Annotated in this window: 11 protein-coding genes; 2 read left to right on the top strand and 9 right to left on the bottom strand. The window is 39.6% G+C overall.

What is annotated here, in order from left to right:
* Positions 1-57 precede the first annotated feature (57 nt).
* The gene (locus tag WG954_RS20725) at positions 58-1,971 is read left to right on the top strand and encodes a sensor histidine kinase (RefSeq protein ID WP_340438991.1); all 1,914 of its coding nucleotides are present in this window, start codon (positions 58-60) and stop codon (positions 1,969-1,971) included.
* A 2-nt stretch (positions 1,972-1,973) separates the two neighbouring features.
* On the opposite strand, the gene WG954_RS20720 is transcribed toward WG954_RS20725, so the two are convergent.
* The 3 genes from WG954_RS20720 to rpsA form a co-directional block, all read right to left on the bottom strand.
* Positions 1,974-2,360, bottom strand: a complete 387-nt coding sequence (locus WG954_RS20720; protein WP_340438990.1) for a DUF423 domain-containing protein — start codon at positions 2,358-2,360, stop codon at positions 1,974-1,976.
* The gene (locus WG954_RS20715; RefSeq protein ID WP_340438989.1) at positions 2,353-2,859 is read right to left on the bottom strand and encodes a shikimate kinase; all 507 of its coding nucleotides are present in this window, start codon (positions 2,857-2,859) and stop codon (positions 2,353-2,355) included. The genes WG954_RS20720 and WG954_RS20715 overlap by 8 nt, the downstream gene beginning before the upstream one ends.
* A 159-nt stretch (positions 2,860-3,018) precedes the next feature.
* Positions 3,019-4,923 carry a 30S ribosomal protein S1 gene (gene rpsA, locus WG954_RS20710; protein ID WP_340438988.1) on the bottom strand — a complete coding sequence of 635 codons (1,905 nt, stop codon included), beginning with the start codon at positions 4,921-4,923 and terminating at the stop codon, positions 3,019-3,021.
* Between the two features lie 291 nt (positions 4,924-5,214).
* On the opposite strand from rpsA, the gene WG954_RS20705 reads away from it, so the two are divergent.
* Positions 5,215-5,781 (top strand): RDD family protein, encoded by a 567-nt coding sequence (locus WG954_RS20705; RefSeq protein WP_340438987.1) that lies wholly within the window; start codon positions 5,215-5,217, stop codon positions 5,779-5,781.
* Between the two features lie 17 nt (positions 5,782-5,798).
* On the opposite strand, the gene WG954_RS20700 is transcribed toward WG954_RS20705, so the two are convergent.
* From WG954_RS20700 to WG954_RS20675, 6 genes are all read right to left on the bottom strand, one after another.
* The gene (locus WG954_RS20700; RefSeq protein ID WP_340438986.1) at positions 5,799-6,584 is read right to left on the bottom strand and encodes a TspO-related membrane protein; all 786 of its coding nucleotides are present in this window, start codon (positions 6,582-6,584) and stop codon (positions 5,799-5,801) included.
* A 46-nt stretch (positions 6,585-6,630) separates the two neighbouring features.
* Positions 6,631-7,545, bottom strand: a complete 915-nt coding sequence (locus tag WG954_RS20695; RefSeq protein WP_340438985.1) for a 1-acyl-sn-glycerol-3-phosphate acyltransferase — start codon at positions 7,543-7,545, stop codon at positions 6,631-6,633.
* 113 nt (positions 7,546-7,658) lie between these two features.
* Complete coding sequence (locus WG954_RS20690) at positions 7,659-8,213, bottom strand: hypothetical protein (RefSeq protein ID WP_340438983.1); 555 nt, start codon at positions 8,211-8,213, stop codon at positions 7,659-7,661.
* 80 nt (positions 8,214-8,293) lie between these two features.
* The gene (locus WG954_RS20685; protein WP_340438982.1) at positions 8,294-9,580 is read right to left on the bottom strand and encodes an aminotransferase class V-fold PLP-dependent enzyme; all 1,287 of its coding nucleotides are present in this window, start codon (positions 9,578-9,580) and stop codon (positions 8,294-8,296) included.
* Between the two features lie 179 nt (positions 9,581-9,759).
* The gene (locus WG954_RS20680) at positions 9,760-11,010 is read right to left on the bottom strand and encodes a BaiN/RdsA family NAD(P)/FAD-dependent oxidoreductase (RefSeq protein WP_340438980.1); all 1,251 of its coding nucleotides are present in this window, start codon (positions 11,008-11,010) and stop codon (positions 9,760-9,762) included.
* A 5-nt stretch (positions 11,011-11,015) separates the two neighbouring features.
* The gene (locus WG954_RS20675; RefSeq protein ID WP_340438979.1) at positions 11,016-12,530 is read right to left on the bottom strand and encodes a M20/M25/M40 family metallo-hydrolase; all 1,515 of its coding nucleotides are present in this window, start codon (positions 12,528-12,530) and stop codon (positions 11,016-11,018) included.
* Positions 12,531-12,579: the final 49 nt, after the last annotated feature.

The following is a 12,579-nucleotide window of genomic DNA, read 5'->3' as shown; positions in this document are numbered from 1 at the left end:
TCAAAAGGAACCTGCTTTCCGCAAAAATTTCTATCTTTCTGCTGAACTTTCTGCTACATGAAAAAATACTTTCTACCCATTATTCTGTTCTTCCTGAATCTTTCTGTGGCCAGTGCCCACCAGGACACAAGTTTGTCGGTGATCTATACTTCCAAAGTCATTAACCTGCATTTTCTTCAACCGAACATGCACGTGTTTGTTGATAAACAAAACAACACCGATATACAGACTCTTCGGGGCTCGATGTTTCTGCACCTTAATGAAAAACCTAGGCGGAGTATTTCGAAAAACTCTCTCAGCGGCTCAAATATCTATCTCCTCTTCTGGATCAATAACGATGAAGATAAACCACGCAACTTTTATATTTCTCCAGGCATTTATGCAAGGGAATGCGTGGTGTTTTCAAGGATCAACAACGATTATCCGTGGGTAGAGATTCCCGGTCAGATCGACCCTTCCAAAAACGAAAATGCTTATCGCTTCTTTACTGTTCCTCCTGGTGTTGAGATGCAAATACTTGTCCGTTGCCGTTACGCAAGGGCCGCTGTTGTATCGCTAAAACCGTTCCTTATTAATCCTATCTATTTCGATGATCACATTAATAAGATTCACAACAACTGGTATGGTTTAAATACGTTTACCTATCTGCTATGTGGATTGTTATTAATGATGCTGCTCTATTCATTTGCAAACTTTGTGCAGAATTATAAAAGATCTTTCCTGTATTATTCAATTTATGCACTTTCCATAGGAGCACTTCTGTTTTTAAAAGCAATTTTATACCAACGATCAATACCTTTTAACTTCTTTTATGAAGAGTATTTCGATTACTTCCTGCAGATCATAGGTTACATTTTCTACATCGGCTTTACGAGAATGTTCCTTGATACGCCAAAGAATTATCCTCTGCTGAACAAGATGTTCATTCTTGCAGAAATAATACTGGCCATATTCCTTATTGCTTTTACAATATTATATTTTACCGGCGCATCTTACAGCAAACTTGAATCAACTGAAAATGCCAGCAAGTTCTTCCTGATCTTTCTTGGAATAATGTATCTGGTATTGGGTATTGTGAAACGTAACAAACTGATGAACTATTTGCTGGCAGGCAATATTGCAAATTTGATCGGCGGTGGTATCTCCATGTTTCTTATTTCATTTCCATCAACAAGTATTTTTCCTTCAACAGGCTTATTCCGTCAATCACTGTTTTATTTCGAAGTAGGTATTTTGTTTGAATTGGTTTTCTTCCTTCTTGGCCTTGTTTACAAAAACAAAATTGAGCTGATCGAAAAAGTAAAAATGGATGAAGCCATTAAACAGGAAGCTGATCGTCAAGAGTACGAAAAACAAATCGCTATATTAAGTGCGCAGCAGGATGAACGAAGCCGAATTTCGGCCGATATGCATGATGAATTAGGAAGTGGTGTTACGGCCATTCGTTTGTTGAGTGAAATTGCACGACAGAAAACAAAACAACAACCTGTTGAAGAAATTTCACGCATTTCCTACAATGCAAATGAACTCATGACCAAGATGAATGCGATCATCTGGAGTATGAACCCCGGCAACGATACCGTCAATAGCCTTGTTGCTTATATACGTTCTTATGCATCGGAATACCTAGATAATTTTGATATGGATTACACCATCAATGTGGCAACAGATATCCCTGATACAGACGTTTCGGGTGTCAAGCGCCGTAATATATTCCTGGTGTTAAAAGAATCGATCAACAATGTAATGAAACATGCAAAGGCAACGGAAGTAGAGATCAATATTCGTTTTGCCGGCAATACCATGCTCATTGAAATTGCAGATAACGGCAAAGGAATTGATTCTGAAAAACTAAACCAATTTGGAAATGGCTTAAAAAATATGCAGCGACGTATGGAAGGTATTGGTGGAAGTTTTACAATTCTAAATCATAATGGAACAACTGTAAAGCTGGAAATGCCGTTGCACTGATCTTAGTTTTTTCTTACTCCAATAAATAAACTCAACCAGCCGGCAATAAAACATACACCGCCAATTGGTGTAATAGCACCTAGCCAGTTTACTGATGTTGCTCCTGTTGCTTTTAAAAGGATCATCGTATACAACGATCCGCTGAAGACAAGAATACCTGCAATAAATAAATAACCAGCACGCTTATACCAGGCATTTACTCCCTGCTTTAACAGTAAGCCCACAAGAGCTATTGCAAACAAATGATAGAAATGATATTGCACCGCAGTTTGCCATGTTTGTATAGCTTTTTCATCAACCAATTCTCTTAATGCATGGGCACCAAAAGCACCAAGGGCAACTGCAATCGCTCCCAGTATAAAACTGATGCTTAAAAACTGCTTATCCATTCCTGCGTATGATTTTTTGAAAGTTATCGAGACTCATAAACTCAGCCGGCAAATGATACATGGCCTGGTGATAAAAATGTTCCCGCTCTGTAAGCTTACCTGAAATGAATTGTGCCAGCACTTCATCGTTCATACCAGCTATCAGTGGTCTTGTTTCTTTTTCTGTATGTAAACGTTGCACTAATAATTCAACCGGGCTTTTAATATAAATAGTTACACCAGCTTCGTTCATCCGTTTCATGTTGTTATGAAAGCAAGGAGTGCCACCGCCACAACTGAGAATAAAATTATCAAGCTTCATATATGTGCAAAGCGTTTCTTTCTCCATCTTCCTGAACGCTTCCTCTCCTTTCTCTTCAAAAATTGCGGTGACCGCTTTCCCTTCACGCTTTTCAATTTCTTCATCAAGATCGTAAAACTTCAATCCAAATTTTTCACTCCATTGTTTACCCCAATATGTTTTACCACTGCCCATAAACCCTGTAATGAAATATCGCATGAAGGAGTTAGTTGTTTGCTACGAAGGTAATGAGTGATGAGTGATGAATGATGAGTTGGCGTATTTTATTTCCGGCCTCTGCTCTTACTCATCACTGATCATAAAAAAAGCCCATCGTTTTTCAACGATGGGCCATATGAAGATCAGTTATTACTGTTCTTATTCTGCGCTCTTGCTTTCTTCAGCACCGCCATCTAACTTTTTCTTCAGATCGGCGAGAACACCTAAGTCTCCAAGCGTGGTTTTTTCCACTTTGCTTTGTACTTCTTTCACCGCTTTTTTGGTGCGTACAGCATCAGCTTGTTTTTCTTTGAACTCAGCGTTCTTTTCATCTGCAATTGCTTTTTCCCAGATACGAGCATGACTGATAACAACACGTTTTTCGTTACGATCGAATTCGATCACTACGAACTGTGCTGTTTCATCTGCCATTACCTGTTTGCCATCTTCCTTGTTCAGGTGACGGTTAGGAGCAAAACCTTCAATACCGTAAGGCAATTGAACAATCGCACCTTTGTCGTCTTTTCTTGTTACATGACCTTCATGAACAGTTCCAATTGCAAATGTTTCTTCCAATGCATTCCAAGGATCTTCTTCCAGTTGTTTGTGACCTAACTGAAGTTTGCGATTTTCCTTATCGATGCTGAGGATCATTACTTCAATATCCTGTCCAACCTTTGTGTATTCACTTGGGTGGTTGAAACGCTTAGTCCAGCTAAGATCACTGATGTGGATCATACCGCCGATACCAGCTTTCAATTCAACAAACACACCGTAAGGAGTAATGTTTTTCACTAAACCTTTGTGCTTGCTTTCTACAGGGAAAGTTTCTTCAATTGTGCTCCAAGGATCCTGGCTCATTTGCTTGATAGAAAGACTCATCTTACGAGCGTCTTTATCAAGTGTAACGATCTTCGCTTCGTGCTCATCACCCATTTTGAAGAATTCTTTCGCATTAACCGGAGTGTTAGCCCAGCTGATTTCACTTACGTGAACCAGACCTTCAACACCAGGCATAATTTCTAAGAATGCACCGTAATCTTCGATGTTTACAACTTTACCTTTCACGGTATTACCTTCAGCAATTGATTCGCTGAGTGTATCCCATGGATGAGGAGTCAATTGTTTCAGACCAAGGCTGATACGTTTTTTATCATCGTCGAAGTCGAGAACTACAACATTCAATTTCTGATCCATCTTCAACACTTCTGTTGGATGGTTGATACGGCCCCAGCTGATATCAGTGATATACAACAAACCATCAACACCACCAAGGTCAAGGAACGCACCGAAATCAGTGATGTTCTTGATAGTACCTTCCAGTACCTGACCTTTTTCCAGTTTACCCATGATCACCGCACGTTGTGCTTCAATATCGCTTTCGATAAGTGCTTTGTGACTTACAACAGCGTTCTTAATGGTTTCGTTGATCTTAACCACTTTAAACTCCATTGTTTTGCCAACAAACTGATCGTAATCTGTAACAGGCTTCACATCAATTTGTGAACCTGGTAAGAATGTTTCCATTCCAAATACATCAACGATCAAACCACCTTTGGTTTTGCTTGTAACAGTACCGGTAACAATTTCACCAGTTTTGTGCACTTCCATAATACGCTCCCAGGCACGTGTGATACGGGCAAGTTTGCGGCTAAGGTGTAAGTGACCTTCTCTGTCTTCTTTTTCAACAACCATTACTTCAACAGTGTCACCAACTTTTAAACCTGGTAAATCACGGAACTCGTTCAAAGAAACGAGACCATCACTCTTAAAGCCGATGTTTACAACAACATCAGTTTTTGTTAATGCCACAACCTGGCCATCAACAATTTCAGCATCGTTTACCTGCTTGAACGTACCATCATAAACTGAATCGTACTTTTCACGCTCTTCTTTGCTGTAAATGGCAACGTTACGTTTGTCAACGCTCCAATCAAAATCATCATGAGCAGTTTGCTCAATTACAGGTGCCTTTGTTGTCGCTGTAGATGTTTCGGCAACTGGTGTTGCTTCCACGTTCTCCTGTGCATCAGCGTTTGAGTTAACAATTTGATTTTCTGACATAAAATAGCCCCGGTTTGTTTAATTGATTCGGGGGTGCAAATGTAGGCTAAAAAGCTGTTGGGGCAAGGGTTTTGAGGCTGGTTTTTTTAGAGAGGAAAAGGCATTTTTTGTGACCAGCTCTCGCATTTCATGGAATCGCCTGTTGCCACGCTCGCTTCAGGGTTCCGAATTCTGATTGTCAGCGTGTTATGAATCTACCAAGGTATACTATAGTTGCCGGCGAATAATTCCAATTGTTTGGCTACTTGAAGGATGGTATACCTAATTGCGTTTCCATTATTTTTATGATCTATGGAACAAATGGAAAACTTACTCAACGAGTTTGAAGAGCCACAGTACAGCTATGTGGGGTTTTGGTCACGCTTTGGCGCACTGCTCATCGACGGAATTATTCTTGTTACTGTTGCTTACTTTCTGAGGCTTTCACTGGCAGAACTGGAGAATAGTCTGGTGCTGCTGGTTGTAACAGCAATTGTTCCTTTGTTCTATAACCTGTTTCTTGAATATAAATATGGGGCAACGCTTGGCAAAATGTTACTGAAGATAAAAATTGTGAACTACGAGTTGCAGCCTCCCACCATCAGCAATGTTGTTCTTCGCAATATCATCTACATAGGATTACAGTTAATTTCGTTTGCAGTTGAATTAAACAGTTATTTCAAATCGCAGTCATCCGATCCTTACGAGTTCACAGGGTTCAATAATTTTTTTACGCCAGAAGTAGTTATCGGTATTATCTACGGCGTCTGCGTCTTTGTCATTTACATTATTGAACTGGTGTTCCTGTTGAACGATCCAAAGTGCAGAGCATTACATGACAGAATTGGGAAAACGTATGTAGTGAAAAGTATAATGTGAACAGTTAAAACCAAGGGTTAAGCCTGCTTAAGTTTGGTTCTTCTCATCAACCCAATCACAATCATCAAAAGACAAAGTCCAATTCCTCCATAAGCAATGGTTACAATTTCATTGTAATTCGATTGCGAAACTGAAATACCATACAATGCCCAAGCAACAACAAGTGTGTAAAAAAAATCTCTGCGAAAGATGGAAAAGAATGCTCCAAGCAGCGCTGCTGTTGTAATCATGACACAACTCCACATCACTTCACCAACGCCAAAGCCATTCCAGTTATAATGAACCAATAAAGCTGTTGTGTTAGCAATGGTTGCAACGCTTATCCAACCGAGATAAACAACAAACGGAACATACAGGAATATTTTTTTTACAGCTTTCAACTTTGATCTGTGCTGTTGCAATTTTATATAAATGAGGATCAGCGTTGCTAAAAACCACAACATAAAAACCAACGACAACTCAATTAATAACATATGCCACATTATGATCCACACACCGTTTAATGCACAGGTGAGTATAAAATAAGGCGCAATTGTTTTTACAAGTGGCATCATCGCATCAGCATCATTTTGTTTCCATAAAACCGATGAGCTGTAAATAACATAACCAAGCAACAATAAATAGATAACGCCCCATATACTGAATGTAAAACCAGCGGGAACAAATAAGTTAGGATACATGGCACTAATCTCGCCAGTTGTATAACCATTCAAGGGCATGCCATTGGCCAATGCATTCATGGCGATCATAAAAGCAAAAAACAAAACCTGGTAAATTGTAAGATGGCGAGTGTTTGTGATCATTGCTGTTATTTATAAAATAATTACACCTGAACAGCCATACTGTTCACTATTTCCACATCACATAGCTCTTTGCCAGTAATGGAAGAACTGCTAAAGAAGCAAGCGCCCACCATCCACCAACAAAACAATACAGCAATGCAGCAACAGACAACAAATAGAGAGGATATAAAAAGGCCATCAGGCAAAAAAGGATACTATCATAGTATTGCTCGCCACGTAGTTTCCATGCAAGACGCTCTAAAGGAAAATAGAAAAGTATATGTGTGAGCACGCCCAGCATTGCAGGAACAAAAAGGAAGGGCTTGGGAATTTTCAGGCTGTTATCAGCATTGGTTATCTCTGATAACTCCTGCAATTGCACTTCTGCAGCTTTATTAATTGCCACCGAAGCTACACCGCTTTCCATATTTGCCGAGATCACTTCTTTGCCAAACTGCTTACCGAAATTGATATCAAACGTTTTAGGGAAATCAACAAATGAATTATACCTGACCCAGACAGGCAAAAAAGTTACATCCAATCCATCGGCCCATGCCTGCATCAGCATTCGTGGTGCACCTTTTTTTAATGGCAGCTGCAAAGTGGTTTGGTGTTTACAAAATCCTTCCACAAAAATGAGCACGTGTTCGCCACGTTGCAGGATCTTCCTTACTTCTTCAAATGTTGCATCGTTATTTGCAAGTTGACCCTTACCGTCACTCATGCGATAAATGGGTATCATATTTACTGAACGTAATATCTTTCTTACAATGGGATTCTTAAACACACCACTTCTGGTAATAAAATGAACCCGATGGTCCATGACCGTACCAACAATAACAGCATCGAGAAATGAATTAGGATGATTAACACCCAGCACCATGGGCGTTATAATCTTTGTTGCGTCTGGATTGTAAATGCTCAGTCGTTTTGTGAAAATCCAGAAATAAAACTTTGCCAGGATCTTGGTAAAAATATACATCCGGTGATAAACATTAAGTTGGCAAAGTAAGGGAAAAATCCAATGACGGAATGCCGTCAACTAAAAACGCCACCCCGAAACCGTGGTGGCGTTTATTCACTTACTGTTATTTTTTACTGTTCTGACACCAGCTTTCCGCTTTCATCAAACACAAAAGTTCTTTTCTTACCTGCCTGATCCATGATGATCTGGAAAAGATTCGGGTTCTTCGGCTTTTCGATCTTGATTACATCTGTAGGGCTTCCTTTCGGAAAGCGACGCAGAATTTCATCTAACACCGGGCGTGGAGCTTGTTCTCTTGCCATGGGTGTTCTGGTATCAACACGTTCGCCATTGCTGTGGTAAGTTGCAGTTGAACGCCATACACCATTGCCAAATACAACAGTCCAATCACCACGGTTCTTTGTCCATGTAGCATTAACGGCATTAGGATATTCACCGGCAAACGCACTTCCTACTTTTGTAGGTATGTTTTTTCTAATCTTGCTGTTACCATTTTGTTGTGCGTTAGCAGGATTCTGTCCACTGTTCTGATTGTTGTTACCGTTTGTTGTTTGAACAGCTTTATCCGTCTTTTGCTTGTCTTTGGTTTTTTCTTTGCTTTTCCCCTGGGCAAAACCAATAACACCTGCCAGAAGAAAAACACTTAGTGTAATAAATTGTTTCATACGTTTATTTTTTGTTTACAGCCAAGTAATGCTTAGCCGCAAGTTAATAAGACCAATTAATATACCAATTGGTTGCAGCATTAACTTGCTATCCGCCTGATGGCCGCTACTAACCGGTCGAGATCTTTTGTTGAGGTATACACATGTGGTGTTATTCTTACACCATGAATATTTTCCCAATCAATAGAAACCGTATGAATTTTATGTTTATCATGCAATTTTTTAGCAACCTCACCGGGGTTCATACCTTCAATGGCAATGTTGGCAATTGCACAATAGAACTTCTTATTTTTTGGTTGAAGGAACGACACACGTTTGAGGTCACTTACTTTATTCACCCAGTAATCAGTTAAATAGCGAAGCCTTTCTTCTTTTCGTTTTGATCCAATGATGTTGTGAAAATCAACGGCATTACCAATGGCCATTTCACTTGCGAATGAACGTGTTCCCAATGATTCGAACTTTCGTATATCCGCACCATCTGGTTCTACACTACTCAGCAACGCCCAGATATTTTTGATCTTTTCTTTTTTGATCCATAACAAACCGCTGCCGAATGGTGCGCATAACCATTTATGTAAAGAAGTAGCAAAGTAATCGCAACCAAGATCGGGTATATTGAAATCAGTATGTCCAAATGTATGTGCTCCATCTCCTATTACTTCAATGCCACGTTTGTGTGCTTCATCTGCAATTTTTCGAATAGGAAGTATTTGACCCGTCCAGTTAATAAGATGGGTTATGTGTACAATTTTTGTTTTTGCTGTAAACGCATTTATATATTGACGAACGATCTCATCTTCATTTTCAATTGGCAAATCAAGATTCAACCAAATAAGTTTTATACCATCTCTTTTTTCACGCTGTTTCCATGCATTTATCATGTTGGGATAATCCTGCCTGGTCAATACCACTTCATCGCCTGCTTTTAAATTCAATCCAAAGATCACCGTGTTCAATCCTTCTGTTGCATTACGGTTGATCGCTAACTCATCTGCATCACAACCTGCAAGCTCAGCCAACTTTACACGTAATCCTTCTCTTCCTTCATCTAATGTTCGCCACATATAATATGAAGGCCCTTCGTTACTGAATTGATAGAAACGAATATGTGCATCCTGCACAATCTTTGGTTGAGGACTTACGCCACCATTGTTGAGATCAAGTAAATTAGGAGAAACTGTGTATTGCTCTTTTACCCATCCCCAAAAATCCTCGTCCGTCATTGCTTCATTGGGAGATAGTTGCTTGAACTCATGATATTTTTGTTCTGCCTCTTTTGCAAACAATGAATTGGTGAATGGAAGGAAAGTAAAAACCCCTGTTGTTGCTGACAGATTCCGGATAAAATTTCTACGGGACGACATGCTTTTTGGTTTAGCTAAAGATAGTTTTTTTGAACAAGTACAAGACTGATAAAAATCACTCCCTTCATAAGTGTACAGGACTGTTTTTCATCAAACCGGACTGCTAATTAACCATAAAAAAGCGGAGATATTTTTTTATTTATTATCCGTGACGAATAAGTTTATATCTGTGCAAGTGATCAGGAATTTGCTGCTAATGTTGCGATGGTTTTTGCCGCAATAAAACCACTCGTCCATGCATGTTGAAAATTGAAACCACCGGTAATACCATCTACATCAAGTATTTCACCGGCAAAAAATAAATTAGGGTGCTGTTTGCTTTGCATGCTGTTTGGATCAACCTGTTTCAGATCAACACCCCCGGCAGTTACAAACTCTTCTTTAAAGGTTGTTTTACCTTTCACCTGGAATTCATGATTGCACAAAAGCTGGATAAGTTTGTTCTGCTCCTTTGCAGGAAGATCGGCCCATCGCCATTCTTCTTTTATACCTGCTTCCTTCAATAGGAATACCCATAGACGATTGGGCAGTTGAAACAGGTTATTGTTGTAGATCTTTTGTGAACCTTTAGTATTACGTATTAATTGCAACTCATCTTTTACTGACTGCTCTTTTGCATCACTCAGCCAATTAACATTGATGGTGAAATCATAATTACGTTCCTGCAATTCTCTTGCACCCCATGCTGATAATTTCAATACGCAAGGCCCACTCATTCCCCAATGGGTAATAAGCAATGGGCCGGTATTCTTTAATTTAGTTGATTGAATTTTAATGGTTGCTTCCTGCACTACTACGCCCATCAATTCTGTGATCGGGTGCTTCGGCATATTAAACGTAAACAAAGAAGGTACAGGTGAAATGATCGTATGATCTGTTCCTTTCAACCAATCAAATTGCTGCAGCTTGGGAAAGCCGCCGCTGGCAATGCAAACAAAATCTGCTTCCATGATCTCATTATTGCTTAATTCCACTTCCCACTTTCCACTTCCCACTTTCAATTTCTTCACCTCCCTGTTCATTAGTATTTCAACGCAATGCTTGTTAACTTCTTTCATCAAACAATCAATAATTGTTTGCGATGAATCAGTAACAGGAAACATCCGTCCATCAGCTTCTGCTTTCAACTTCACTCCTCGCTCGTCAAACCATTTAATGGTGTCTGTTGTAAAGAATTGATGAAAGGCTTTGCGTACAAAATGTTCGCCACGGGGATAACGTTTGCTCATCTCCAGTATTTCGAAGCAAGCATGTGTAACATTGCATCGGCCCCCACCACTCACTTTCACTTTTGATAATAGCTTGTTTGATTTTTCAAGAATAGCTACCTGCAATGAGGGATTCATTCGTGCTGCATTTATAGCACAGAAAAAACCTGCAGCACCGCCGCCAATCACGATTAAACGTTTTTGATTTCTTTCTCCTGTCATTAGTTTCATTTCATCATCATCAAAGCAGCCATTGTTTCAATTCCATTCCAGAAATTCAACAACCTGATATTCTCATTCTCTGCATGCTGGTTGTTATCATGATTTGCAATAGGAACAGAAATTGTTTTTGCATGGAGGTATTGTTCAAATAAAAACAATGGCAGGCTTCCCCCTGCTGTTGGCATCAAAACAATGGATTCAGTAGTTGTTGATTGTATTGCTGCAATGATCTTTTTTGCAATAGGCAGATCCATCGAAGTTTTCTGCGCATTGTAACCACTTTTCAATTCTATTTTTGCAATTTTATCGTACCTGCTTCTTTCTTCTTCAGTTGGCTCTGCTGTTGTAATATAGTAGCCCTGGCTCCTGACATGTTCAACTACACGTTGCTGCTGCTTTTTCCAATCGTTACCTGCAACCAATCGTAAATCAAGAACTGCTGTTGCAGTTGTTGGGATTACATTACTTGCATTTTTGCCAACATTCGCACTGTTTATTCCATTAATGTTAAGTGATGGCAAGCCTATCGATTGCACCAGGTTATAATCTTTCATCTCCCGTTTATTAAACCCCAATTCCTTTTTCATTTGTTCATCTACCGGAGGTATTGCTTCAAGGGCTTTCTTTTCCATTTCACTTAACGGTATAACATCAGCATAAAAATCTTTGATGGTAATGTTGCCATCTTTATCTTTCATGGAAGTTAATAGTTGCACCAACATCATGGCAGGGTTTGGCGCCCAGTTTCCGTAATGGCCACTATGCAGGGGACGCTTAGAACCATACACTGTTATATCCACACGTGTATCGCCTCGAACACCAAACACTACCTGCTTTTTTCCTGATTGATGAACAGGTCCGTCGCAAATCAACCAAAGATCACTTTGCAATAAGCTTTTGTACTGCTGTAATATTTCGTGTAAAAAATCAGATCCTTTTTCTTCTTCTCCTTCAAAAAAGAACTTGATGTTTACTGAAGGCTTCATACCCGTTTTTACAATTGCATCATAAGCATTCAATATCGCCATTACACCGGCTTTATCATCACTTGCACTTCTTCCATAAATTCTCCATTGCGGGTCAAATGATTTATTAGCAGCCGGAAACTCAATGAAACTTCCGTTTTGTTCCAGTGATTTGGTCAGCAGCTTTGGCTCAAATGGTGAAAGTCCTGTTGCCCATTGCGCAGCATTCACCGGTTGCCCATCGTAGTGTGCATAGAAAATAATTGTTTGCGTTGCCCCCGGTGTTATTACTTCCCCATAAACGGCAGGCACTGCTTTGTTTGATGCAGGTGTTAATAGTTGAATATTTGTAACTCCACGCTTCTTCATTGCATCCATAATAAACGTTGCATTCTTATAGATGCCTACTGAATCTCCAACAATATTGGGCAACTTCAGAAAAGAAACAAATTCTGAAATAATGGCGTGTTCATTGGCTTGCCTGTATTGCCTGATTTTTAACACATCCGGGCTTTGTGCCAATAAAAAATGAGTGCAGCAGATTGCAACACTCATGAATATTATTTTTCGCATCATACACTTTTATTAGAAGTGTAAATTACTG

Origin of the sequence: Lacibacter sp. H375, assembly GCF_037892425.1 — a bacterium.
GTDB lineage: Bacteria > Bacteroidota > Bacteroidia > Chitinophagales > Chitinophagaceae > Lacibacter.
Note: the sequence above shows the minus strand (reverse complement) of the source record. Positions and strands in the feature narration are given on the sequence as shown.

What these genes read in the sequence shown, in the direction of transcription:
- rpsA (WP_340438988.1), bottom strand. Translation starts at nt 4,923, where the DNA reads ATGTCAGAAAATCAAATTGTTAACTCAAACGCTGATGCACAGGAGAAC.
- WG954_RS20680 (WP_340438980.1), bottom strand. Translation starts at nt 11,010, where the DNA reads ATGACAGGAGAAAGAAATCAAAAACGTTTAATCGTGATTGGCGGCGGT.
- WG954_RS20695 (WP_340438985.1), bottom strand. Translation starts at nt 7,545, where the DNA reads ATGTATATTTTTACCAAGATCCTGGCAAAGTTTTATTTCTGGATTTTC.
- WG954_RS20700 (WP_340438986.1), bottom strand. Translation starts at nt 6,584, where the DNA reads ATGATCACAAACACTCGCCATCTTACAATTTACCAGGTTTTGTTTTTT.
- WG954_RS20685 (WP_340438982.1), bottom strand. Translation starts at nt 9,580, where the DNA reads ATGTCGTCCCGTAGAAATTTTATCCGGAATCTGTCAGCAACAACAGGG.
- WG954_RS20715 (WP_340438989.1), bottom strand. Translation starts at nt 2,859, where the DNA reads ATGCGATATTTCATTACAGGGTTTATGGGCAGTGGTAAAACATATTGG.
- WG954_RS20705 (WP_340438987.1), top strand. Translation starts at nt 5,215, where the DNA reads ATGGAACAAATGGAAAACTTACTCAACGAGTTTGAAGAGCCACAGTAC.
- WG954_RS20690 (WP_340438983.1), bottom strand. Translation starts at nt 8,213, where the DNA reads ATGAAACAATTTATTACACTAAGTGTTTTTCTTCTGGCAGGTGTTATT.
- WG954_RS20720 (WP_340438990.1), bottom strand. Translation starts at nt 2,360, where the DNA reads ATGGATAAGCAGTTTTTAAGCATCAGTTTTATACTGGGAGCGATTGCA.
- WG954_RS20725 (WP_340438991.1), top strand. Translation starts at nt 58, where the DNA reads ATGAAAAAATACTTTCTACCCATTATTCTGTTCTTCCTGAATCTTTCT.
- WG954_RS20675 (WP_340438979.1), bottom strand. Translation starts at nt 12,530, where the DNA reads ATGAGTGTTGCAATCTGCTGCACTCATTTTTTATTGGCACAAAGCCCG.